Origin of the sequence: Nostoc sp. (genome assembly GCF_036919615.1) — a bacterium.
Taxonomy (GTDB): Bacteria; Cyanobacteriota; Cyanobacteriia; order Cyanobacteriales; family Nostocaceae; genus Nostoc.
On sequence record NZ_JBALCN010000081.1, the window covers coordinates 1 to 24,175 of the forward strand.

19 protein-coding genes and 3 pseudogenes are annotated in these 24,175 nt (G+C 41.6%); 8 read left to right on the forward strand and 14 right to left on the reverse strand.

Annotation, left to right across the window (positions count from 1 at the left end; genetic code table 11):
- Positions 1-1,126: 1,126 nt before the first annotated feature.
- A complete protein-coding gene (locus V7K48_RS22805) occupies positions 1,127-1,720 on the forward strand; it encodes a TetR/AcrR family transcriptional regulator (protein WP_335075614.1) in 594 nt (197 codons plus the stop codon).
- Between the two features lie 60 nt (positions 1,721-1,780).
- Positions 1,781-2,479, forward strand: coding sequence for a type 1 glutamine amidotransferase (locus V7K48_RS22810; protein ID WP_335075616.1), 699 nt, complete (start codon positions 1,781-1,783; stop codon positions 2,477-2,479).
- 624 nt (positions 2,480-3,103) lie between these two features.
- Here the strand turns inward: V7K48_RS22810 and V7K48_RS22815 are convergent.
- The 7 genes and pseudogenes from V7K48_RS22815 to V7K48_RS22845 form a co-directional block, all read right to left on the reverse strand.
- Positions 3,104-4,186, reverse strand: a complete 1,083-nt coding sequence (locus V7K48_RS22815) for an energy-coupling factor ABC transporter ATP-binding protein (RefSeq protein ID WP_335075619.1) — start codon at positions 4,184-4,186, stop codon at positions 3,104-3,106.
- Entirely contained in the window at positions 4,183-4,881 is a 699-nt protein-coding gene (locus V7K48_RS22820; protein WP_335075621.1) for an ABC transporter permease, read from the reverse strand. The genes V7K48_RS22815 and V7K48_RS22820 overlap by 4 nt, the downstream gene beginning before the upstream one ends.
- Before the next feature lie 77 nt (positions 4,882-4,958).
- Complete coding sequence (locus V7K48_RS22825; protein WP_335075623.1) at positions 4,959-5,837, reverse strand: substrate-binding domain-containing protein; 879 nt, start codon at positions 5,835-5,837, stop codon at positions 4,959-4,961.
- A 27-nt stretch (positions 5,838-5,864) separates the two neighbouring features.
- Positions 5,865-5,996: a hypothetical protein gene (locus V7K48_RS22830; RefSeq protein WP_335075625.1), complete on the reverse strand. Its 132-nt coding sequence runs from the start codon at positions 5,994-5,996 to the stop codon at positions 5,865-5,867.
- A 14-nt stretch (positions 5,997-6,010) separates the two neighbouring features.
- Positions 6,011-6,127 (reverse strand): annotated as a pseudogene (locus tag V7K48_RS22835) (IS1 family transposase); the annotation flags it as partial.
- Positions 6,090-6,338 carry a hypothetical protein gene (locus V7K48_RS22840; protein ID WP_335075627.1) on the reverse strand — a complete coding sequence of 83 codons (249 nt, stop codon included), beginning with the start codon at positions 6,336-6,338 and terminating at the stop codon, positions 6,090-6,092. The pseudogene V7K48_RS22835 and the gene V7K48_RS22840, both read right to left, overlap by 38 nt.
- A 61-nt stretch (positions 6,339-6,399) precedes the next feature.
- On the reverse strand, positions 6,400-7,743 hold the full coding sequence (locus V7K48_RS22845) for a substrate-binding domain-containing protein (protein ID WP_335075629.1): 1,344 nt from the start codon (positions 7,741-7,743) through the stop codon (positions 6,400-6,402).
- Between the two features lie 851 nt (positions 7,744-8,594).
- Between V7K48_RS22845 and V7K48_RS22850 the strand changes: the two are divergent.
- The 3 genes and pseudogenes from V7K48_RS22850 to V7K48_RS22860 form a co-directional block, all read left to right on the forward strand.
- A pseudogene (locus V7K48_RS22850) lies at positions 8,595-9,112 on the forward strand (IS630 transposase-related protein); the annotation flags it as partial.
- A 325-nt stretch (positions 9,113-9,437) separates the two neighbouring features.
- On the forward strand, positions 9,438-9,845 hold the full coding sequence (locus V7K48_RS22855) for a hypothetical protein (protein WP_335075631.1): 408 nt from the start codon (positions 9,438-9,440) through the stop codon (positions 9,843-9,845).
- A gap of 21 nt (positions 9,846-9,866) precedes the next feature.
- Entirely contained in the window at positions 9,867-10,244 is a 378-nt protein-coding gene (locus V7K48_RS22860; protein ID WP_335075633.1) for a hypothetical protein, read from the forward strand.
- A gap of 842 nt (positions 10,245-11,086) precedes the next feature.
- Here V7K48_RS22860 and V7K48_RS22865 read toward each other — a convergent pair.
- Entirely contained in the window at positions 11,087-11,236 is a 150-nt protein-coding gene (locus V7K48_RS22865; protein WP_335075635.1) for a hypothetical protein, read from the reverse strand.
- Positions 11,237-11,384: 148 nt separating this feature from the next.
- Here V7K48_RS22865 and V7K48_RS22870 point away from each other — a divergent pair.
- Together V7K48_RS22870 and nifE are read left to right on the forward strand one after the other, a co-directional pair.
- A pseudogene (locus tag V7K48_RS22870) lies at positions 11,385-11,627 on the forward strand (AMIN domain-containing protein); the annotation flags it as partial.
- Between the two features lie 1,293 nt (positions 11,628-12,920).
- Entirely contained in the window at positions 12,921-14,312 is a 1,392-nt protein-coding gene (gene nifE / locus V7K48_RS22875) for a nitrogenase iron-molybdenum cofactor biosynthesis protein NifE (RefSeq protein ID WP_335075637.1), read from the forward strand.
- Between the two features lie 90 nt (positions 14,313-14,402).
- On the opposite strand, the gene V7K48_RS22880 is transcribed toward nifE, so the two are convergent.
- The 3 genes from V7K48_RS22880 to V7K48_RS22890 form a co-directional block, all read right to left on the reverse strand.
- Positions 14,403-15,623, reverse strand: coding sequence for an acyl-CoA dehydrogenase family protein (locus V7K48_RS22880; RefSeq protein WP_335075639.1), 1,221 nt, complete (start codon positions 15,621-15,623; stop codon positions 14,403-14,405).
- 334 nt (positions 15,624-15,957) lie between these two features.
- Positions 15,958-16,974: an iron-siderophore ABC transporter substrate-binding protein gene (locus tag V7K48_RS22885; protein WP_335075641.1), complete on the reverse strand. Its 1,017-nt coding sequence runs from the start codon at positions 16,972-16,974 to the stop codon at positions 15,958-15,960.
- Between the two features lie 275 nt (positions 16,975-17,249).
- Complete coding sequence (locus V7K48_RS22890; protein WP_335075643.1) at positions 17,250-20,000, reverse strand: TonB-dependent siderophore receptor; 2,751 nt, start codon at positions 19,998-20,000, stop codon at positions 17,250-17,252.
- 338 nt (positions 20,001-20,338) lie between these two features.
- Here V7K48_RS22890 and V7K48_RS22895 point away from each other — a divergent pair, with 338 nt between their 5' ends.
- Entirely contained in the window at positions 20,339-20,515 is a 177-nt protein-coding gene (locus tag V7K48_RS22895; RefSeq protein WP_335075645.1) for a hypothetical protein, read from the forward strand.
- Positions 20,516-20,790: 275 nt separating this feature from the next.
- Here the strand turns inward: V7K48_RS22895 and V7K48_RS22900 are convergent, their stop codons facing one another.
- The 3 genes from V7K48_RS22900 to V7K48_RS22910 all read right to left on the reverse strand — a co-directional run bounded on the left by V7K48_RS22900 (position 20,791) and on the right by V7K48_RS22910 (position 24,138).
- Positions 20,791-21,393: a cytochrome c oxidase subunit 3 gene (locus tag V7K48_RS22900; protein WP_335075647.1), complete on the reverse strand. Its 603-nt coding sequence runs from the start codon at positions 21,391-21,393 to the stop codon at positions 20,791-20,793.
- Between the two features lie 130 nt (positions 21,394-21,523).
- Positions 21,524-23,209, reverse strand: coding sequence for a cytochrome c oxidase subunit I (gene ctaD, locus V7K48_RS22905; protein WP_335075649.1), 1,686 nt, complete (start codon positions 23,207-23,209; stop codon positions 21,524-21,526).
- Positions 23,210-23,223: 14 nt separating this feature from the next.
- Complete coding sequence (locus tag V7K48_RS22910; RefSeq protein ID WP_335075669.1) at positions 23,224-24,138, reverse strand: cytochrome c oxidase subunit II; 915 nt, start codon at positions 24,136-24,138, stop codon at positions 23,224-23,226.
- Positions 24,139-24,175 lie beyond the last annotated feature (37 nt).

Consider the following 24,175-nt stretch of genomic DNA (forward strand, 5'->3'; position numbering starts at 1 on the left):
TTCTATATCTTTGGTTTGAGCAAGAAAATTGTTTGACTTCCTTGATTTCAAAATCCTATCACCCGGTTTAATTAATAATAGTCAATCTAGTAACAATCACATAAATAAATATTGGAAAAATAGAGATAAATCAGTTATAAATAGACAGTTCTGTCTAAATTATAAGTAACTAAAACTCTTATACACGTAAGAGTTTAGTAGTTTCAATAGACAGACTATTCTAACTATAAATGAATAGATAAATTATTGAGTTACTATCTTTATTCTGGATGTTTCACTTGGGGAAATCAGCGATATTTGCTCAAGTCGAAACAACAGAATAACGCAATTATTGGCTTTTCAGCTCTCTAGCTGATGAGTAATTGTAACCACGAATACTCTTTGTAAATTAATTTGTCAGCGCAAGTAAATTGGCCAGATGTATGATATTCTTTATTTATAGGGAATCGAAATCGCTAAAGCATAAAGGATCTCCAAGCACTTGCGCTCTAGTGAAAAAGCCAAATCCCATAAGTTAACCAATGATTTGATGAACTGATGGTCTTGCTCCACAAGTCTCTGGAGGATTGTGAAAGTACTTGATCGGTAGCAGTTCCGGAGTTCGGGGGGACTCTGGTCTGCTTGCAGTTCATCAATCACTTTTGGGAAAAACCCTTTATTTTTTACAGATAGTTTTTTCTTAAATCCTTAAAAAGAATCAAAGCTTTGGGGAATGAAAGAATAGAATAAGCAATTGATAACAGTGTTTACAATCTAAGCATCTGGATAAAACAAACTTAATTCAACATCCATATGGATGAAACACCCTGGTCTTTAAAAGGAATCAAAGAATGGTTAAGGGTGTTTTCCAATTTTCAATTCTTGTTAATTTATCCTGGTGATACACATTATTGTATAGAGTTGAAAATTAAGGTATAGCGGTGTAGTTATTTCTGATAATTACACTATATATAATGGCTATGACGTAAAAGCCTAACAGAAGTGTGAAATATTTGACACGTTTACAGCCTAACTTCAAAAATCTAGTCAAGCTTCAGGTTTAAACACTCCTGAAATTGGGAAAATCTTTGTCAGTATTATTGATGAAGTATTTAAAAATTACACATTATTCAAGGATGTGATCTAAATGACTAAACCGAAAACACCCCGTAAATCTGTTCACGATCGCATCCTAAATACAGCATCAGGCTTGTTTTATCGAGAGGGAATTCGCAACGTCGGTATTGACAGAATCATTGCGGAATCTGGCGTTGCTAAAATGTCGCTCTATAATCATTTCAAGTCAAAAGATGCATTGATTGAAGCGTGGCTGCAACAACAGGATATACAATGGTGCGAATGGCTCAAAACCACGATTGAGCAACAAGCTTCTAACCCATCTCAACAACTACTAGCAATATTTGATGCTCTGCGGGAATGGTTTGAGAGTCCAGATTTCCGAGGTTGTGCATTCATTAATGCTTCAGTGGAACTAGCCAATGCTGACCATCCTGGACATCGAGTAGCATTAGAGCATCAACAATCGATCTACCACTACATCAAGAGCCTTGCTCAATCTGCAGAAGTTTCATCACCGGAACAGTTAGCTAGGCAACTACTTCTGTTGGTGCAAGGTGCGATCGTGGTTGCAATGATGGAAGGAAGTTGGTCAACCGCTTCACAGGCGAAAAAAGTGGCGGCAGCATTAATCCAGACTGCATCAAAATCCGGCGTTACATGAGGTCTATTATATGATTTAATGTAAAAAATCACACTGCAACTAAGTTCGGAGCAGTCAGGGATGAGAATTCATTACTTGCAACATGTGCCATTTGAAGGACTTGCTAGCATTGAACAGTGGGCGACAAAGAAAGATTATATTCTCTCTGCAACTAAGTTTTATAACGGTAAGACTTTACCATCTGTTGATGACCTAGATTGGGTGATAGTAATGGGTGGCCCGATGAATATTTACGAGGATGATAAGTATCCCTGGTTGACGTTGGAAAAACATTTTATTGAAGAAGCAATTAGGAAGAATAAAATAGTTATCGGCATTTGTCTTGGTTCGCAGCTAATCGCTGATGTTTTAGGTTCCAAGATTTACAAAGGTCAAGAAAAAGAAATAGGTTGGTATCCGATTGAAGTGACAACAGAAGCACAAAAATACCCTGTTTTTGCTTCATTTCCTGTGTCTTTGCCTGTGTTTCATTGGCATGGTGATACTTTTGACTTACCTTCGGGTGCTGTACGACTAGCCTATAATGAAGTATGTGCAAATCAAGCTTTCATTTATGGAGATAGAGTATTAGGTTTACAATTTCACCTAGAATCAACTCAAGACAGCGTTAGGCAGATTATTGAAAATTGTGCTTCGGAATTAGTTGCAGGTGAATATATTCAGAAACCCGAAGAAATGCTGGCACGGGATGATGATTTTAGTAATATAAATACTGCCATGTGTCAAATTTTAGAGTATTTTGCTACTTTTATGAAATAAATTATTATTTATCACGCAATACAGTTTAGTTAAAGCTCAAAACTAAAACTAATGTAGGTTGGTGAGCCACCGCAATAGGGTATTAGATGTAAAAATTGTGTATAACTACGCCAAATCAGATACTTATACGGAAAAATTCTGTATAATACCCGGCTATCGACATTAATTATATAAATAAAACTTACACACACTCCACGAATCCTTGGTGTTCTTAGCATCTTGGCAGTTCGATAAATTAAGCTTTTTGCCAATTTTTGCGTAAGTCCTGATAGAAAAATTCTGCATAACATTAAAATAAATATCTGTAAATGTTATATATGGTTATCCACAAGATATTTAGACGGAAATTTTCCGTCTAATAAATAGTTAGGTGGCTTAAGTGTGAGGTTGTGCTAAGTTCGAGGTTGCTTGCTGCTGCTGTGTTTTGCCTTTATGCTGCTTAGTCCTCGGTGAAGACAGTAGTAGGAAAGTTACCTGTGGGAGTTCAGCATTGATTGCCCAGAGGCGTTTGTAACAGCGATCGCAATTTATTTGATATCAGCTGTGGTTCGATTTTCCGTTGCTTGTGCGTAAGTCCTAATAGATTTCATCTCTTGTCTGTGCAATGCTAAATCGTCTATTTTTTTAAACAAAATGTGCATCTGCCGCATTGAATGCTAGCTTAATCATTTGATGGGGATATACATTGCCGGATATATGATTCCGAGGCACTCTGGCGATTAAAGTTTGTTCTCCCACCTTAACCCAAATACTACAAATCCCAATACCATTTAAAATCCGTTCTATTAGCCCTTCAATAATTACTGACCAAGGTTTATGCAATATTGAAGAACTTACATCGTAAAGATTGAAAGTATCGCCAGATAAACAACATGCAGTAATTGGCTTTGTGATTTCCCCAGGATATAAAAACTCTATCCCGTTTGCAAGTTTGATACAACAACCACGGCTACTCCGTTGTACCCGACACGGAATAATATTATCTATCCCTACCAGTCTGGCAAGCTGCTCGTTAACTGGTCGGCGGATGATGGTTTCCAAGTTATCATCCTGTACAATACAGCCGTCAAATAAAGCGATCGCTCTATCAGCAAAATGCAGTATATCTGTAAAATTATGACTGACTAATATGACTGCTGATCCCCTAGCTTGGGCCCATTGTCTAATTTTCTCGATCATCTGGGGACGTATTCCCACATCTAAAGAGGCAGAAGGCTCATCTAAAAGCAGCAATTCGGAATTAGCAACTAACCCGCAGGCAATACAAACCCGCTTTGCTTCACCACCGGACAGAGAACGAGCTGACTGATTTGCCAGGTGTTCACAACCAAAAGTTGCAAGTGCAGTATGTACCGTTTGCTTAATCTTATGTGTTGGTGTTCCGCGAAACTTTAATACCTTGGCAACATTATTAAAAACAGTGTCATCCAGTAGTAATGTTTCCTGAAATACCAAAGCCGAACGACGACGCAACAATGTTTTATTGGTATTACGGACATCCAGCCCAAATAATTGCATCTCACCACGGTAAGGTTGCAAGAGATTGATTGTTCTTAATAAAGTGCTTTTGCCAGCGCCATTGGGGCCAAGCACAGCGACAAGTTCTCCTGGATGGACAGCAAAATTTTCAATTGACAGGATATTTTTACGTGTTTTGCTATCAACGCTCACCTGCCGCATATTTAGGACATACTCATTAGTACTCATAGAATCTTCCTGTCATGCTGTAGGATAGTCAGCAATACAATAACGGTGTATGTGATGATCAGGAGAATGTATGCGATCGCCATCGCAACATCGTAATTTCCTTTCCCTACCTCCGTAACGATCGCTGTTGTCAAAACTCTTGTCTGTCCCTTGATATTGCCACCCACCATCATAGATGCACCAACTTCCGAGATGACGCGACCAAAACCGGCGATCACAGCAGCCATTAATCCTAAACGTGCTTCCTTAATCAACAACAAGTTTGCTTGCCACTGTGTTGCCCCCATTGACAACAGTTGCCAACGTAGTTTCGGATTAATACTGACAATTGCTGTAAAACTGAAGCCAGTTACAATTGGAAAAGCAATGATTGCTTGGGCGACAATCATAGCTGTGGGCGTATAAATTAGATCAAGATTTCCTAACGGCCCAGACCGCCACAAAAATACACTGACCACTAAGCCGATTACGACAGGTGGCAATCCCATACCAAAGTTAATCAAACTATTCAGAGTCTGCTTGCCGACGAAATCCACTAATGCTAGCCACAGTCCTAATGGTAGTCCCAGTAAAACGCTAATGGCTGTAGCTGTTCCAGATACAAACAATGTCATTGTCATCACCTGGAAAACGTCACTATCGCCATCGGTTAATAGCTCAAAAGCTTTCAAAGCTCCCTCGATGATTGTATTCACAAATCTCTAAAAAAATTGCAAAAGAATACTGAAATATGCAGTAGAGCAACCCTTGATGATCTGATGCTTAAGTTTGTTTAAAAGCCGTAATTTTTCTCCGTTCTACCTGCATCAACATAAAATAGCGGTTGTTTGAACTCTTTTTTCCCGTGGGCTGCAATCAGTGTCTGTCCTTCAGGAGATAAGACATAATCAATAAAAGCTTTAGCTCCTGCATTATTCACCCTGGGGAATTTCTGAGGATTTACTTGCATAACATGGTAGAGATTTAACAGTTTTTTATCTCCTTGCACCAGTACAGGTAAAGACAGGTTTTTCTTTTGAAATATATATGTTGCCCGATCTGCTAAGGTATATCCCAGTTTTTGATTAGCAACTTGCAAAGTTTCTGCCATTCCTGAACCTGTTTGCTGATACCAACTGCCAGATGGTGTGACTTTTGCCTGTTGCCATAAATCTTTTTCTAGCTTGTTAGTACCTGAGTCATCACCCCGCGATATAAACAAGGCTTGATTTTTAGCAATCAAAGAGAATGCTTCTACAGCATTCTTTTTCCCTCGGATCTTTGCCTTATCAGCATCTGGCCCGACGATCACAAAGTCATTGTGCATTACCAAGTGACGATTAATCACTGCACCACCTGCCAAAACTTTCCGTTCAGCTTTCGGTGAATTGACGAACAGTGCGTCAACTTCACCCTTTTCAGCTAAAGCTAAAGCCTGCCCTGTGCCGACTGCAACCTTTTTCAAAGTGTATCCTGTTTTCTTTTCAATCGCTGGAACCAAATCATCTAGCAGCCCACTGTCCTCAATGCTTGTTGTCATTGCCACGATTACATTTTTATTCGCTGGGGACTGGGCAATAGCTGGGTTTTGCTTGACCAGTATATTACTAGTTTCAGCACTCAGAATCACTAAGCAACAAGCCAAACATGCAATGAAAATTCTCCGAATCATGGAACCTCCAGGAATATATAATTTATGTCATGCTGTAGGATAGTCAGCAACAAGATAACCGTGTATGTAATCAGGAGTAGAATGTATGCGATCGCCATCGCCACATCGTAATTTCCTTTTCCTACTTCCATAACGATAGTTGTAATCAGGGCGTTGCATAAATGCGGGATGAATTAGGTAAATACGAGTATTTCACGATACTTTAAATAATAAAGTAGTAATCGAATTGAATGTTTAAGCATATCCACGGATTTAGAATAGCAGAGTGTTTTTCGGTGTAGTCTTGCCAATGAGTTTATATCCTGTTTTCTTTTCAATCGCCGGAACTAAATCATCTAGCAGCCCACTGTCCTGAATGCTGGTTGTCATCCCCACAATCAAATTTTTACTCGTTGGGGACTGTGCAATAACTGGCTTTTGCTTGATTAGTAAATCACTAGCTTCGGCACTCAGAATTGCCAAGCAAAACGCCAAAAATGCAATGAAAATCCTCCGAATCATAGAACCTCTAAGAATATAAGATTTACCCATTGACAGAGTAATAAGCTGTTATACAAAAGGACTAAAGATTTGTTACAACTTCCCCAGTCTTGCTGATGTCATAGCCACCGATAATTTGTAATTGCGATCGCACTAGCCGATTTCCTAAGATATTGATAAACTGCTGTACTGGTGCTTCTTGCAAGTATTCCTTGAGAATCACCAAGTCGTATCGCGCACTATGAAGGGGAATAAATCCCAAACCAAAGGTAGCAGCTATAGATGCCGTACTGATACCTGCATCAGCAATTCCTGAGGCTATAGATAAGGCAACATCTTGATGGTTGTGAACGATATGGTCAAATCTTTTCACAGCCTCTAATGGCACTTGTTCTTCTTGGAGTTTCCGTTCTAAAAGCATTCGATTGCCAGAACCCACTTCATGGGTAACAACAGTTGCTCCAAATTCTACTAAGTCAGAAACTGTTTTAACTCCCATTGGGTTTCCTGGTGGGACTAATAATCCCTCTTGCCAAACTCCAAGGGTGATTAAAACTGCATTCCTACCAGCTAAAGCTTCTCGCACAAAGGGAATGTTATGTTCCCCAGTTTCGGGATCATATAAGTGCATCCCTGCAATGTGAACTTCACCTCGGCACAGACTACGCAATGCAGGCTTGCTATGGGTGAAACGATAATGAACTCGCAGTTGCGGATACCAGCGTTGAGTTGCTCTTGCTAAGAGGGAAAGCACAGGTGTACAACCAGCAATCACAACTGTGTTGTGCAATTTGTCCATATTATCCAGAAGTCGAACCAGGACTTTATTTGTACCTGTCTGGCTCTGTGCTTCACTCTCGGGGTAAAGCTCGTTCTGACGCTCGCTCCTCTCTATGAGACCCTGCACGTGGCTTGAGCTTGCTTCCCCACAGGGGTACGTTAACGCTGCGCTATCGCTAATGGCAGTTTGCTTAATACTGGGGAACCCGTTCACCTTTACAGGTGACGCTCCTACGTCGCTAACGCCACTCCCTACAATCGGGTGGCTCACTGCAACTATTTCACCATCAGATGGAATCATTTCGATGCGAAAAGCATCTCTGCCTACTAGGGGATAAGCTATCCATTGATCTCCAATCCGCGCTAGAATAACTTGTGATTGCCGTACGTTAGGAGTCGAATCGGCAATAATCGCCTCAATTTTGGGTAAATCCTCCTCTGTTAGCCAGAATAAATCCTCAACTTGGCAACCAAGTGCCTTAGCTAAACGCAAGGAAATAGTAACAGAAGGAGCACATTGTCCCGTTTCCACAGCACCAATAGTCTGACGGGTTACGCCAGCTATATTAGCTAGTTCTTGCTGACTTATGCCCAGACGATTCCTAAGTGCCTTCAGGTTATTGCAAATATTCATATCCTGCTTCATGAGGCTGTATCTCTCTATTAGACATCTCCGAAAAAGAATCTCAAACCCTTATCCTGTTTAGATGAAAACCTAATTTCTGGAGATGTCTATTACAAAAAACTGTAGTAGACACATTTAACTATCTAAGTAATAGCAAGGTCTTCTAATCTGCGCTTTTCTACTGGAAGTTTTATTAATGCTTTTGCAATTTTGCCTACATATTGTCAATATACTTGCCAGATTTATGTTGTTGTGGGCAAGAAGTCAAGTAATTTCATACTTTTTGTTAGTTTGTTACTGTTTTTTATTCCCTTTTAGCAAGAATACCATACGTATGGCAAAAATAATTGCCAGAAATAAAAAGTTTTTCCTTGATTTACTTCAAATTTTTGTATTTTTAAATACAGAAGTTTTCCTGATTTTGTAAATCAACGATTTAAAACCTAAATATTTTCGTGCAACGTGTCCGTGCCTGGATGTTATATCATGTCCGGTTAAACAATTGTCATTGCGTTCGCCCTTGGCGTTCCCGTAGGGTACGAAGTGTTCGCGGAGCGTCTCGTAGAGAAGCAATCTCCAAACCCTTGCGATTGCTTCGTTGCACTCGCAATGACATATCACAAGTAATTTGCCGGACATGATATTAATCATCAGATTTTTATTAGCGATCGCATTTGGAAAATTAATTGCTGATGTGTTTCATCGGAATCAGAATTTGTAGTTATTATCTTAAATATGGTTATATGCGGATGCCGGCGCACACAATGCTTGCAACTTTGAGGCAATGTCTACGATGGTCACTGAGCGGCTAGTGAGCGCACTTGTACTAAACTAGAAAGTGTGTTTCATTCCTCGATCAGGACTGACCAACAATGCCAAACCCTTACAGTTACGATTTCTGGCAAAAGGTAATTGAAGCGATCGAATTGAATGGGTTGAAGAAAAGTGAAGCGAGTGAACTGTTTAACATCAGTAGAAACACCATTGACCTATGGTTGAAACGCTTTGCAGAAACTGGAGATTTTCAAGCAAGGCGGAATCAGTCTCCTGGTCACAGCCATAAAATTATCCATTGGGAGAAATTTCGAGCCTTTGTGAAAGTGCATGGGGAACAAACTCAAGCTGAGATGGCACAACTATGGGAGGGCGAAATTAGTGCTCGCACGATATCTCGTGCCTTAGAGAAAATCGGTTTCACGCGAAAAAAAAGACCTACGGCTATCAAGAACGCTGCGAGTCTAAACGGCAAAAGTTTATTGCTCAGATAGTTCTGCTTAATTGCGATGAAATTGTCTATGTCGATGAGTCTGGCATGGATAATCGAGACGATTATGGCTATGGCTGGAATGAGCGAGGAGAAAGGTTTCATGTCCTCAAGTCTGGGCGACGCTAAGGGCGAGTAAATATGATTGCAGCATTATGTCATTGGCGTTCTAACTCATCTGGCTATCGCTATACTTAAATAATCTGGGTTGGAACAATCCTACAATAGCTTTTAATCAGTGATTAGAGCAGGGATAATATTGAGGAAATACAGCTACTAACTTATGAAATATTGTATTTAGGAAACAAATTTTTTCTCTGTTAGTTGCTATTTTGTCCAGTACCTATTAACTTAATTTATTAATAAAATATTATCTTAGTTAAATATACGCTAAAAAGTAGTTTATATTTATTATTAAAATGCTGTAATTTATTCATTAGAGAGTTAGCTAGTGACACAAACAACTCAACACGCACACTATATGCAGGCTGACCAACGCCCTAGTATCAAGGAGCCGATAGAAGTCTCGCCTTTAGTCGGTAACTGGATCAATACTAAATCGGATACCAATTATTTGGTGCGGGTGGTTCTGACTGAACAAGACGGTCGCCTTGTGTTTCAGGGTTATGGAGCCAATGAACCCTCACCTATTGACTGGGGTAAGGTTGAGGCGGTGCCTTACGCTGTAGGAACCTCACTTATCGCAGGAGGATTCCACGCTTTTTACAAGCTAGACGGGATTGAGACACATCTGGTGGCAAACCAAAAATTGGGAATCTTGGTCATTCAGTCCTATACCCGCTATGTAGATGGTAGTGGTCGAACTGATCATTTTGCCCGTGAGTTTTTTCATCGTTAGTAAGAAGAGGAAGATTTCAAGATGGAACGAAACGAAATTTATGGAAACCAACCCAAGGACACCGTGATTGATTTCACGCCTTATTTAGGAACCTGGATAAACTCCAACACCAAGACTACATGGATCGAGAAATTTACTCTAACTAAGCATAATGAGCAAATTATTATGCACGCTTATGGTGCCCAGTCCCTCAAAGATTGGGGTGAGACTGAGGTGACACCGTTTGTAGATAATATCAATGAGAAGGCTTTCTGTGCAACATACGACCACGATTCAGTGGAATCCTTGTTGGCAGCGAACATGAACAAAGATTTGTGGGTCATTGCTGCGTTTCACAAGTTTAAGGATGGCAGTCAACCCAATTTTCTGTGTCGAGAGTTTTACTATCGGCCGGACTAAGATGAAGTTCCTCCTTGCATTTAGACTAAAAAAGCTCATAAGGTTTGCTGTCTAAGAAGTCTAGGGTTTAACACTAAGTGTACCCATGTAAACGCTGGAATTAAAGACCTTGTCATTACCTATATTTTTCATAGGGACAGGGTCAATACGTTTGAGTTAAATAGGACTTACGCAAAAAACCTCTCAAACTTTTATTCCTCCGTGTCCTCTGCATAAGTCCTATTAAAGCCAAAAATCTTAACCTGCATAGGTTAGGTTGAGGAACGAAACCCAACATTTTTCGTGATTTGTTGGGTTTCACTTCCCTACAGGAGGCTGTTCGTGTTCATTTAACCCAACCTATAAATATCCTTAACCCCACATTCCATACTTCATTTGGTCAGAGAAATACTGATAGGAAAATTAACTTTAATTCTAGAATAGTACTACTTAAATATATTGATAATTAAGATGAGTAAAATCATAGGTATTGGTAAGTAAGAACTACTTTAAAAACTCAAAAAGCAACAGTTAAAAATCAACTCAATCAATTAACTGAACGTCCTACTTTGCATTTGATATTTCAATGTTTCCAAGGAATTCACGTTCTAATTATACGAGGGGACTGTTCTACCCAATCCCAATGGCAAAATAGGGTGCGATCGCAACATATCGGAGCTCCTTATCAACTCAACCTCGAACCTCTGTTGGGACTCAACTGCAAGTGACAAATTGCAGTACGGGCAATAATTTTATTGCAGATATATCTGGCAGGCAGTTACGTTTACCTGATAGCAATGCTTTCACATTTTGTTTGAAAAAACCGCTTTGGGTGTGAAGATGGCAAAACGGATATGGGCAAATTACACTAGGGGCATTGGCAGTCTGGCGATCGCATTTCTACTACTATGTGGGCAAGCAGTTAGGGCAGAAGTGGCAAATATGGAAACGCTACGCCCAAAAAACTCTCCTGATAATAATTCTGCGCCTCCACGATGTTCAAATTCCTGCAAGGATAGTTAAATAGGACTTACGCAAAATATCTCTGAAACTCTGATTTCTCCGTGTCGTGCCAGTTGCTTTAAGTCGGGGAACCCGCCCAACGCACTGGCTTTTCTGCGCCTCTGCGGTTCGTTATTCCGTAACTGGTGCGTAAGTTCTATTAAAAACGGGCTGGCTCAGGTAGAAACTGCGACAGTGCAAATCACTGGAGTTAAAGCTAATCTAACTGATAAAGGTGTGGAGATAATTTTACAGACACCTCAGGGGGATCAACTGCAAGTGATAAATCGCAGTATGGGCAATAATTTTATTGTCGATGTATCTGGTAGGCAGTTACGTTTAGCTTCGGGCAAGGCTTTTAGATTTCGTTCGGAAAAACTAGTTACAGGAATTACTGAAATAGATGAACAAAAATGCTTTCTAGCTCCTGTGGTCTCCTGGCAAGTGAGCGATCGCACTAAGATTACATTCACAGGCGAATATCAAGTTCGACCCAAAAAGGATGGTCAGCAGGGGCCTTTAGTCAGTAAGTTGCGTAGGCATCGCTGCACCACCCTAAGTACAGCCCATCATAAAAAGGGTGCGTAAATCTTACAGCTAGGCACAATTTCTGTGAGTTTTTGACCTAGCGATCGCAATTATAAATAGACATAGGAGTGAAAATTAATTCTGCGTAGACATCTAAGGGCATTTTTCACATTTGGGATGCTCCCGTTTTAAAAAGGGCAAGAAATTAGCAATAAATTATTTTCCGTGAATTCTAGGTGGTTGCCCGAATTCAATAAACGACTGCCCGAATTTAATAAACGACTACCCGAATTCAATAAACGACTGCCCGAATTCAATAAACGACTGCCCGAATTCAATAAACAACTGCCCGAATTCAATAAACGACTGTCCGAATTCAATAAACAACTGCCTGAATTTAATAAACAGCGGCGATAATGTTGGTTTAGCCGCGTTCAACACTAGTTTAGTCTTTTTCTCAAATTCTGCATCTTGTTTTCCTTTACAAAGTCAGAAGCTAGATGTTTAACGCTACCGTTGCCATTGCTCACTTCCTCGGCAGATATAGCCTCAAAGTGATGTTTACGGCGAGCGGAGCTATTGCGCTTTTTTGTTGTCTTGAGTTAAGCAATTATCGACGATTTATCCAAAACAAATATCTATAATTAACTCATACATAGTTAGACTATTCTGTCTATTTTAATTAATGAATATTTTATCTATCTCTGAATAACCTTAGACAAAACTGTCTGTTTATAACTGTTTATATTCCTGATATTTCAATGTAAATTTACGCTAATGTTATCAATTTTACTATTATTAATTATAATTGTTGTTAGGATTTTGAAATCAAGTATATCAAAGAATTTTTATTCTAAGAATACAAAACCTTCAATAATATTTATTGTGTCGCTTGACAAATTAAATGACCATTTGCCAATTTAGTATCGATATAGACCCAAAAAACAATTTCCATTCATTTTTGTGTTCGTGCTGTTAGTAGCAAAAACTGTACTTCTTGAGATCCGCACTACTCGGATTAAAGATTTCGGATGTTGCTTACCTAGAGCAGCTAGAGCAGATTTTAGGCTAATAAATAGAGCTAAAAAATAATTTACCAAGTAACACCGCGCCTTCTAGCTCCTAAATATTGACCCTTTTGTATTAATCTTCAGTACGAGGAAAGGCATGAAAAATACTCAAGTAACAATCAATAAACCACTCAACGAAATAGCTTGCAAACATAACCCAAAAAAATTGGGTGACAATAAAAAACTAACTTGCACAAAATCACCGCAACCAGGTGGAAACCAAGGAAATTGCCCTTTAGATGGAGCGATGGTTTCTGTCGGAGCTATTACTGATGTTGTTCATTTAGTACATGGTGCTGTTGCTTGTACTCATAATCCTTGGGCGACTCATGGTAGCCTCTCATCAGGCTCTCAATTATACCAAACTGCTTTTACTACTGACTTTGGTGAGAATAATGTCATTTTTGGTGGTGAAAAGAAACTGTACAAAGCTATTCTCGATGTTGCTCAACGCTATAATCCTGCGGCTGTTTTTGTCTACGCTACTTGTATTACCGCTTTGATTGGTGATGATATTGATAGTATCTGTAAACTGGCTGCACAGAAAATTGATATTCCAGTTGTCTATGTAAATTCGCCTGGATTTCTTGGTAGTAAAAATTTAGGTAATCGCATCGGCAATGAGACTTTATTGAAATATGTAATCGGAACGGCAGAACCAGAATTTACCACCCCTTTCGATATCAATATTATTGGTGAGTATAACGTTGCTGGTGATTTATGGAATGTTTTACCACTATTCAAGAGATTGGGTATACGCGTTCTCTCCAAAATTACAGGTGATGCTCACTATAAAGAAGTTTGCTATGCTCATCGTGCCAAGTTGAATGTAGTCATTTGCTCAAACGTAGTGCTGCCAATGGCGCAAAAAATGAAAGAACTTTATGAAATTCCTTATATTGAAGAATCTTTCTTCGGTGTGGAAAACTTAAACCATTGCTTGCGAAATATTGCAGCAACATTAGGGGATAAATATCTTCAAGAACGTACAGAATGGTTGATAAAAGAAGAAAACGCAGCCCTAGATATTGCCCTAGCTCCCTACCGTGCCCAGTTGAAAGGCAAACGGATTATTCTTTGTACTGGTGGTGTAAAAATTTGGTCGATTATTTTAGCCGCCAAAGATTTGGGAATGGAAGTGATTGCTACCACTAACGCAAAGACTACAGAAGAGGAGAAAGCCAAAATTAAACAATATCTTGGTCAAGATGGCATTCTTTTGCCTGAAGCAACCCCGGAAGTATTACTAAAAGTTCTAAAGAATACAAAAGCTGATGTGTTGATTACTGGAACTGGCAATAAATATACAGCACTCAAAGCACAAATTCCTTTTTTGGATGTTAACCATGAACGCCATCATGCCTACGCTGGTTATATGGGGCTGGTAGAACTGGCACGAGAATTATATGAAGCCTTGTATAGTCCTGTATGGAAGCAAGTCAGTAAACCTGCTCCTTGGGATGAAAAAATCAACCATGATGTTGCTTGACAAATAATTTGGTAAGCGACAGAATCGCACGATCAAGCTTTTCTACCACAAGTTGCCTCAATATCTCCAATATAATTTTTATTGCAAATTTTACTCCGTAAGGTCTTCTTGGCGATTTGGGTGGGTGTTGAAATAGGCACGATCAAAGGATTGCCCGAGAATTTCCTGACCAATTGAGGACAAAACGCGATCGCAATTATCGTGCAATACATAAAAGGATAAATCTCGTAATATTCGCTCCACAGGACTCGGTTTAATCAAGGAGCGAGCTCCACAAGCGTGTATGCAGTCGTTCACCGTTTCCAAAGCTAGTTGTTCAGTTATGTAACGGGCGCGATTGCCTGCTTGTTTTGCCCTTAAAACCTGGCCTGTTTCCCAAAGAGTAGCTACTTGCCGCAGCCAGAGATGCATAGTATCTATATTAATTGCTGCCTTAGCAATTCGGTGTTGTACGTAGGGGTCGTGTCCTTTTTCTTGTTTGTTGATGTATGTTAAAGCATAATCATAGGCTCCTTCAGCAGCTCCGAGAAAAGCAGCGCCATACAGAGGCGTAAACCGCGTTTGCCACTCCTGTTGGATGTACTGTCCTGGATAGCCAATCAAGTTTTCTTTAGGGATGAAAGTACCTTCAAAGCGAACTAAGTAACTCACTGTACCTCTCATCCCAATTGGCTGCCACCAACTATCATCAAAGCTAATACTGGGGTCGGATAAGTTGCAGGCTAGTAACAATACTGATGTTGGTGAGCCATTGCTATGACGTGCTCCCCCAGGTCCTGCTGTGTTGACCAAGAGAATTGCCCACTGTGCTTCTGGGGCACTGGTGGCGAATACCTTTGTGCCATCAATGATGTATCCCTCATCTACCACTTGCACCCTTGTCCCAAGGCTGGCTTTTTGACCTGGAATCTGAGACTGGGGTTCTCCACTCCAAGCCGCCCATATCTCTCCGCATTGGACAATACCCTCAAACCAGCGCTTTTTCTGAGACTCATTAGCCATAGCCGCTAGTAAAACTTGGGCATTTGCGTGTCCTTCCCAGCAACGGGCTAGGGATAAATCCACTTTTGCCAGTTCCTTAGTCATCATCCATAGGGTAAAGATATCGCTATCATGTCCTAACCCTAGACCACCGTATTCAATTGGCACAACAGGCGCATTCAGACCTGCTTGAAAAAGGTCTTCAAAATCTTCTCTTGGGAAGCTAGCATTGTAGTCATAACCAGCGGCACGAGAGGCGAACTTATCGCGTGCAAGTTGGCTAATGCGCTCAATCAGAGTTCGCTTGTTTAGAGTTAGATTGAATATCATTTAACAGAGTTTCATCGACTTGTTTTTAGTTGCTCAATCTTACTTTTTGCACCGATTGGTTTATTGCAATTTGTGTTCGGCATCGCTATTCTTCGGTTGAGGTGAGCGTGAATAACTCAGCTAAAGAATTTAATCATTTTAGCGATCGCATTACTTGTTGAAAAAGCGATCAGTTAACATCTTTTTAATTAATAGGCTAGGTTTTGGTTTGGGAGTTTCTTACGTAAGCAATGTCTAGCGACAAGCCATAAAGCGGCTATGCGTCCTCAATTCTTTTTTTCCCTACACTATGGTACATTTGGTGGCTTGCCTACCCGCATTCTCGATGCTTTATTCATTTACTCCTGGTTTCTTTCAGTGGGTGCAAGATATAACTAAATAAATCATCAATCACTCGATTAGCTGATATGTAGCTACCTGTAAGCCAATAATAATCATCAACTACATAAACTTTACCCTGCCTGACAACATTAAGCTTTAACCACAGAGGTTCTGCCATAAGTTTATTGACAGCTATCTTTGACTGGGCTGGATCTTTGAAGCCGTAGCGTACTATAAATAGAATATCACCATCTATCTGGGTGAGGACTTCTGGAGAGATGTTGTAGCCAACAGGGTTGCCTGCTTTCTTTTGAGTTGCTTTAGCATCCAGATTTTGCGAAGGAGGACGGATTAAACCAGCATCCTCTAAAATTACTCCAGAGAATGCACCCTTAGTTAACGGGTTAATCGTCTCTGGGATCAGGCGCACAACGGAAACTAAAGTTTTTTTGAGTCGAGATCCTATCTTTTGTTTAAACTCGGTTAAGCGTGCGTTATAGTTATCTATTAAACGTTTTGCTGTTTCGGTTTTCCCCAAAGCTTTTGCTGCTGGCATAAACGGTTGTTTCCAGTCTCCATTGCTTTGCACTTTCAGCAGAACGGTGGGTGCAATGTGAGACCATAAACTGTAAGTATCCCGGTTCCGCGTCGTGCCCAAGATCAAGTCGGGCTTGAGAGTTATAACCTTCTCCATATTCGGCGGCGTCAGAATCGCACCAATGTTTTCAACGCCTGGGTGCTTATCGTTTAAACCTAGCCCTTGGAGAGTTTTAGTTGGATCTGGAGCACCTACCAGATTGGCTCCCAGAGCTAGAGGTATTTCCACAAGCCACGGATCTATGACGACGACTCGTTGAGGATGGACGGGAACTAGAGTCTGACCCATTGCGTGTTTGACTACATGGACGGGCGGTGATATCTGATTTGAGGAAACGACGCCTATGTCGCGGGTTGGTAATTGACGACCAAAGGAACTGCAAGCAAAAATCACCAACAGCGTAAGCAGCACAACAAAGCAGAACTTAGGCATATACAGTCAAGAAGATACAAGTTATGTTAGAGCGATCGCGTCTTGGTTGTGCAAGAGGAATCCGGGGTATATACCTTCATCTTTATGGTAGTGATATTCCCACTGCTCCACATTCACATACTGCGACATGTATTATAATAATGGTCGAGCAAAACGCTGCAATACATGACTAGAACTGATCCAGACAACATCGATATGATTAGACATAAATACTCTAAAACATCAAAATTTGGAAATAATCAATTTTTCAAGTGTGCCATTCCACTATTGCCCTGTCAAAACTCCCAACTCACCGTTCCCTCTACAATAAATGGATCTTCAGGATAAACAAGGTTGATATTTCGGGCAGTGAAGTACTGAACATCAGACAGATTCTTGAGGTTAAGCGCGAAGCGAATGTGATCTAGTCGATAGTAGACAGCAGCATCAAGGCGTAAATAACTGGGTAGACTGAAGAACGAGTTGATCAGATCCCCCTGTCGTTCGCCGACATAGAACAAACCCAGTCCAAACCCTAACCCTTGTAAATTCCCCTTGGCAAAGGTGTAAGTCGTCCACAAACTCGCGCTATTTTCAGGGACGTTCACCAGTCGATTGCCAACAGCAGATTGATTGTCTTTTGTTACCTGTCCATCTGTATATGCATAGGAGGCAATCACATTCCAGCCTGGTAAGATTTCCCCCGTAATATTGAGTTCAATACCTCGACTGCGTTGTTCCCCTGTTGCGATAAAGTAAGTGAGATGATTAGGGTCAGTCGTCAAAATATTGGATTGAGTCAGTTGATACAAAGCCAGGGTTGAAGATAGCTTGCCACTGAAGAAATCAGCTTTAACTCCTACTTCATATTGAGTACCACGACTAGGTTCAAATAAATTACCCTCAAACGTAGTTCCAACATTCTGGAAGAATGATTCACTGTAGCTGGCATAGAGTGAAACGGGTGGGATAGGCTTATAGACAAGACCTACACGAGGACTAAATGCAAAGTCAGATTGACTTTGATTGCCACTTGCCCTTAAAAAATTGGTAACTTTATTATCGACAAAATCTCCGCGTCCGCCTAGAACCAAGTTCAGGTTATTGGTAAGTGAGACTATATCTTGAACATAAAAACCGAGCTGGTCGTTTTTAGTTTTCTGATTAATTCTAGAAACAATACCACCAGGGGGTTGACCGTAGACAGGATTAAATAAATCTAGAGGAGCAAGAGACCGCATCGTTTGATCGAACTGAACAATATCTCTGTATAAGTCAAAGCCAGCAACTAATTCATGCTGAAGGCTGCCAGTTTTAAATTTACCTACCACATGATTGTCTAAAGCATACTCGTCATCAGCAGCAGGTGCTCCTATATAGTCTTGCCGTGTGCGGTTTATGCTACGTTGATCGGGTCGTAGAGAGCCAGGATTGGCAGTATCTGTTCTGTATCTTAGAGACCTAATATTAAAAGCATTTACCAAAGACCAATTATCACTAAACCGATGTTCAAAGTTATAGCCCAATAGCATGGAACGACGATTGTTTGTAGCACCTTCATCTAATGTGTTGACATTGAGTGGAATCTCTCCGTTTGGGTTAGGCAAGACAGTTCCGACAGCAGGTAGCCCCGTTCTATGGGCCTGCTGCTGATCTCGGAACTCGCCTTCAAAAGTCAGCTTTGTATTCTTACTTATTTGCCAACTCAGAACGGGTGCAATCAGATAACGTTGATTATAAAAAAAGTCAACAAAACTTTCTGTGCTGATGTAAGAAGTATTTAAACGATAAAGCAGCGTTTTGTCAGAATTGAGAGGGCCAGAGATATCTAAGGTTGGTTGATAGAAACTATAACTGCCAAAAGTCATACTGGTGGCGAAGTAAGGCTCACTCAGCGGCTGCTTGGTGACAAAGTTAATTGTGCCACCCGGATTGCCTTGACCGTAAAGGACAGAGGCTGGTCCCCTGAGAACTTCTAACCTTTCAATGTTGGCAAGTTGAGATTGTCCTGATACTGCTCCTGCTGTATAGTCTTTAAGACCATTGCGAAGGATGTTGCTCGTCTGAAAACCTCTAATTGTAAAGACATCACCATTGGTCGGCGAATTAGCGGCTTGGATAACACCGACGCTTCTTAAGGCATCAATGGTGTTAACAGCTCCTTGATCTTGCCAACTCTGCCGCGGAACTACCTGAATCGACTGAGGAATGTCCTGTACCCGCCTATTAGTCCGAGTTCCCACAGTCGCATCGGGAACCTGATACCTAGACCCTGTGTCTGGGGTACCAGTTACTACTAGTTCTATTGGCTTTTGGTTTTGCTCAGGCGTAGTTGTTGGCTGCTGTGCAGTTGTTGGCGTAGCCTCCCGTAGAGAAGCTGTCGTACTTGCCTTAAACACTAAACCTTCAGTATCACTATCAAATAACTCCACCTGTGGCGCACCCTGGTTTCCTACAATTGTCAATCGTAGAGTGTTATTACCGATATTTGCAGCTGTTACTTCAGTAATCCCTGCTACTAGCTTTGATTGTCGGAAATTCTCCCCACCAGCAAGCTGTAACTTAGCATTGGGAATATCTACAATATAGGAGTTACCCTCTGTCTTCGGTGAAACTTGCAATTTCTTTGAGTTAGCTGTAACTAAAATTAACTCTATCCCCTTATCAGTGGTATTCACCTTCACATCTGTAACTGACACTACATTTGTTATGGCTTGACTTAGTTGGGCAATCAAGTTCTTTAGTCTGTTGACCTTCAATACATATGATCTGCCACTGAGGGGACGTTCTATAGAATTGAGTTGGCCAACTTCTGATATGAGTGTTTGCGATCGCTTCGCTTTCCATTTGGTGACTAAAGCAGATTGAACAGAGGTTTTTCTGACTAGCGATGCGTAGGCGTAGCCCGCCGCAGGCATCGCTTCTTTATTCACTGGGGACTGTGCAAGAGTTGGCTCTTGCTTAACTAGGTTACTACCCAAACCGACGCAAACACTTGCTACCAAACTTAGCAAACACCTATTCCACACACCCCAATAATTGATCATTCCACTTTCCTACCAATCTATGTGCCAATATTTTTTACTCACGCAAGAAAAACTTACATTGGGAAGTATAAGCAAGATTGGGTAGGAAATCAAGCATTTATGTTATTTTCCAGACAATTATGAATGTATGACGATACCTGTCGATTCCTTGCTGAAAACTTCTCAGCCGACTTTGCCAGTTGGCTACTCGGAGAGTCTATTACGCTGACGGAGCTAAAACCCTCCGAACTCTCCCTCGAACCCATTCGCGCAGAGCCAATTTGACCGCTGCCTCAGCGATTCTAGCTGGGATAAGATTAGAGAATGAGGTTGTTTATCGTGTACTGAGAAGAGACATCATGCAAGAATCAAGTGTTTACCGTTCTATCCAGGAAGAGTCGCAGAAACAAGAAAAGCGAGCGATCGCGCTCAACTTTTTACGAGATGGCTTATCAGTCGAAGCCGTTGCTCGTGGAACAGGTTTATCGGTTGAGGAAGTACAGCAACTTCAACAGCAGATTAGCGAATCTGTATAAACTTTAACTTGCGAACGCAGATGTACAGAAAATATAATTGATTATAGCTTACGGACTCGAACTACTTACCGGAGAGATCCTGTAACGGGAGCGCGTGTAATAGTCGGGAAAGAACTTGCGTAAACATCCGAGAAAGCGGCGGGCGGTATAATAAATTCAAATGCAGCGGAGAGTTGAAAGTGATTGGTGCTGAGTTTAAGGCTTTTTGCTGCCGCTGATTTGAGCCGTTATCCTGCAAAGCTATCTTCTGCACAAAAACCTCAGATCACAGAGTGTCATTGCCAGATATAAATCAGCACAAACAAAACAATCCAGATAACATCGACGAAGTGCCAGAAAATAGAGGTGGCATTTACACCAAAATGACCTGTGTCGTAGTTACTAGGGATGAAAGAGCGACCCAAAACAATTATCTGCAACAAAATGCCAGTGAGAACGTGCAAACCGTGGAAGCCTGTTAACAAGTAGAATGTACCACCGAATGTCCCGGAGGTGAAGCCAAACTCCAGATGGCTCCATTCGATCGCTTGTCCAACTAAAAAGTAACTTCCCATTGCGATCGTTGCCAAGAGATACAGGCGAAACCCTTTCAAGTCATGACGTTGAAGGGCTTTTTCTGCTAAGTAAATGACAAAGCTACTGGCAACTAGAATGATTGTGTTGATTGCTGGATCTTTAACTTCTAATCCTGAAACACCAGCTGGTAGCCAGTTAGGAGTCGTTGTTTTATAAATGATATATCCGGCGAAAAAACTTAAAAAGATGACGCTTTCAGACATCAGGAACACAATGAAGCCAAACATCTTGTTGCCTTCTTCATCGTGGCTATGTTCTGCGTCTATTTGATGCAACTCATTTGAATTGATATAACTGTCCATTGGTGGAATTCTTTTTTACTTTAAGGGTTGAATTTGAAACGCATAGGCGCTTCACCTTCCCGTAGGATAGGAACGCAAAGGGAAGCGCAGAGTTACGTGGAGGATTTCTGCGTCTTCCTGATATTTGGCGTTATTCTGGGCTTGTCAATGTTGAGTGGCTTTCGCGTAGGTTGGCTGTCAATGGTTTAGACTTACCGTAACCGTAGGGTTCAGAAATGATGATCGGAATTTCTTCAAAGTTCTCTACTGGGGGTGGAGAAGAAACTAACCACTCTAATCCAATTGCCCGCCAAGGATTGTCAGGTGCTTTTTCACCTTGCATCCAAGAAATCACCATGTTGAAAATGAAGGGCAAAGTAGATATTCCCAACAAAAATCCGCCGAGGCTAGCAATAATATTCCAGAATTGATACTCCGGGGCGTAGGAGGAAACTCGGCGTAACATCCCTTGTAATCCCAAGGGGTGCATAGGCAAAAAATTGATGTTGGTGCCGATGAATGCCAGCCAGAAGTGCAATTTACCCCAGCTTTCGGAGTACATCCGCCCAGTCATCTTCGGGAACCAATGGTAGATGGCAGCAAATAAGCCCATTGTCACTGTGCCGTAGAGAACGTAGTGGAAGTGACCCACTACAAAGTAAGTGTTATTAACGTGGACATCCACAGGTACAGAGGAAAGCATGATGCCTGTGATACCTGCAAAGACAAACATTACCAATGCACCCAGGGCGAACAGCATCGGTGTATGTAGTTGCAGCTTACCTCCCCAGATGGTCGCCACCCAAGCAAATACTTTAATGCCCGTAGGTACAGACACGCACATTGTTGTCAGCATGAAAATCAACCGCATCCAGCCTGGTGTACCGCTGACGTACATATGATGTACCCAAACAATACCGCTGACTACTGCAATCAAGATTGATGAAATAGCAACTACCTTGTAGCCAAACAGGGGTTTACGAGAATAAACCGGGAAGATTTCTGAGAAAATCGCAAAGACGGGCAGAATGATCACGTAAACGGCGGGGTGGGAGTAGAACCAGAAGTAATGCTGGAACATAACAGGATTCCCACCCTTGGCTGGGTCAAAAAAGCTAGTACCAACTGTGAGGTCGAGTAGCAGCATAACTGCGCCAGCTGTTAGTGCAGGTAGTCCGAAAAGTTGGATGATTTGGGCGCTAAATACTCCCCAGACAAACAACGGCATTCTGAAGAAGCCCATGCCTGGGGCCCGCATCTTGACGATGGTGGTGACAAAGTTAACTGCCCCCATAATTGAGGATACGCCGGATATTGCCACCGCTAACAGCCAGACAACTTGCCCATTAATTAAGTTACCTGTGGGATTTTGGAGACTGACTGGTGGATAAGACCACCAACCCGCTTGGGCTGGGCCACCAGGAACCAAAAAGCTACCCATCATCAAAATCCCGACTACTGGCACCATCCAAAAGGCAACGGCGTTGAGGCGGGGAAATGCCATATCTCGCGCCCCAATCATTAAAGGCACTAGATAATTAGCAAAACCAACTAGTGAGGGAAATGTCCACAAAAACAGCATCACAGTGCCGTGCATGGTGAACATACCGTTGTAGACGGTGCGATCGACTAAATCTGATTCGGGTGTTAGCAGTTCTCCCCGAATCACCATCGCAAAAATACCGCCAATGAGAAGGAAGAAGAAAGAAGTAACAAGGTACTGAATACCAATGACTTTGTGGTCGGTGCTAAAGCTGAAGTATTTCTTCCAGCCGTTGGTCGTTTCGTGGTGCGGCTTCTCACTGGGGAAAATGCCTTCGATTGGGATATTTGTCATCGATTCGTTTCCTTTCAACCGGGATAATTGACCAAAGGAGGTGCCGCAGGTGCAACTCTGACCCAACCAGTTTTTACTGACTTACTGGCTGCTTGGGCATACTCAGAATTTGCTTGATTATTGGCAGGAGATGGTTTTTGGGTTGCAGCTTTGGCTAACCAGTGGTGGTAATCCTCTGGTGATTCGACGACTACATTCGCCTGCATGGTGGCAAAGTATGTGCCGCTATATTGGGAATCGGTAAGCCGATATTTACCTACACGGATGGGGGTAAATTCAAAGTTGATCGCATGGTTGGGAATAATATCTTGCTTGAGGCGGAATGCTGGAATGTAGAAGCCGTGGAGAACGTCTTGTGATTGCAGTGCCAAACGCACGCGGCGATCGCTAGGCAAATGCAACTCGCTACTGGTAATATTTTTCTCAGGATAGTGGAATACCCAAGCCCATTGTTTAGCTAAAACATCAATCTTTTCAACAGGTTTTGCTAAGTCCTCTTGTGGTGCTGCATAGGCCGATTCCATCCCCATCGGGTTATGCAGATGGACAAGTTCCATCGGCCCTTGAATCCCCATTTGCTCATAGACTTGGTAGCTATAACCTGCAATCCAAAATACCAAGAGAATTGGGATGACTGTCCAGATGACTTCCACTGCCACATTACCATCTATTGGGGGGCCATCAGTGAAGTCATCTTTGACTGCCCGATGGAAGATCACAGAATACATCAGAGTACTTGTTACTCCCAAGAAGATGAAGGCACCGAGGGTTACTAAGAAGCTAATCAAATCATCAATTAGTTGGGATTCAGCTGCTGCTTGGGGGGGAAGCCACGAGTAAGCCTGTTTACCAATCCAGAGACTGATAATGGTCACGGCGATCGCGCCCGTAATCACGGTTAAAATATTTAAAATCTTGCGGATGTTCATAGTCATTGGTTATTGGGCATGGGGCATTAGGCAAATG

What these genes read in the sequence shown, in the direction of transcription:
- V7K48_RS22805 (WP_335075614.1), top strand. Translation starts at nt 1,127, where the DNA reads ATGACTAAACCGAAAACACCCCGTAAATCTGTTCACGATCGCATCCTA.
- V7K48_RS22810 (WP_335075616.1), top strand. Translation starts at nt 1,781, where the DNA reads ATGAGAATTCATTACTTGCAACATGTGCCATTTGAAGGACTTGCTAGC.
- V7K48_RS22815 (WP_335075619.1), bottom strand. Translation starts at nt 4,186, where the DNA reads ATGAGTACTAATGAGTATGTCCTAAATATGCGGCAGGTGAGCGTTGAT.
- V7K48_RS22825 (WP_335075623.1), bottom strand. Translation starts at nt 5,837, where the DNA reads ATGATTCGGAGAATTTTCATTGCATGTTTGGCTTGTTGCTTAGTGATT.
- V7K48_RS22830 (WP_335075625.1), bottom strand. Translation starts at nt 5,996, where the DNA reads ATGCAACGCCCTGATTACAACTATCGTTATGGAAGTAGGAAAAGGAAA.
- V7K48_RS22840 (WP_335075627.1), bottom strand. Translation starts at nt 6,338, where the DNA reads ATGATTCGGAGGATTTTCATTGCATTTTTGGCGTTTTGCTTGGCAATT.
- V7K48_RS22845 (WP_335075629.1), bottom strand. Translation starts at nt 7,743, where the DNA reads ATGAAGCAGGATATGAATATTTGCAATAACCTGAAGGCACTTAGGAAT.
- V7K48_RS22860 (WP_335075633.1), top strand. Translation starts at nt 9,867, where the DNA reads ATGGAACGAAACGAAATTTATGGAAACCAACCCAAGGACACCGTGATT.
- nifE (WP_335075637.1), top strand. Translation starts at nt 12,921, where the DNA reads ATGAAAAATACTCAAGTAACAATCAATAAACCACTCAACGAAATAGCT.
- V7K48_RS22880 (WP_335075639.1), bottom strand. Translation starts at nt 15,623, where the DNA reads ATGATATTCAATCTAACTCTAAACAAGCGAACTCTGATTGAGCGCATT.
- V7K48_RS22885 (WP_335075641.1), bottom strand. Translation starts at nt 16,974, where the DNA reads ATGCCTAAGTTCTGCTTTGTTGTGCTGCTTACGCTGTTGGTGATTTTT.
- V7K48_RS22890 (WP_335075643.1), bottom strand. Translation starts at nt 20,000, where the DNA reads ATGATCAATTATTGGGGTGTGTGGAATAGGTGTTTGCTAAGTTTGGTA.
- V7K48_RS22895 (WP_335075645.1), top strand. Translation starts at nt 20,339, where the DNA reads ATGCAAGAATCAAGTGTTTACCGTTCTATCCAGGAAGAGTCGCAGAAA.
- V7K48_RS22900 (WP_335075647.1), bottom strand. Translation starts at nt 21,393, where the DNA reads ATGGACAGTTATATCAATTCAAATGAGTTGCATCAAATAGACGCAGAA.
- ctaD (WP_335075649.1), bottom strand. Translation starts at nt 23,209, where the DNA reads ATGACAAATATCCCAATCGAAGGCATTTTCCCCAGTGAGAAGCCGCAC.
- V7K48_RS22910 (WP_335075669.1), bottom strand. Translation starts at nt 24,138, where the DNA reads ATGAACATCCGCAAGATTTTAAATATTTTAACCGTGATTACGGGCGCG.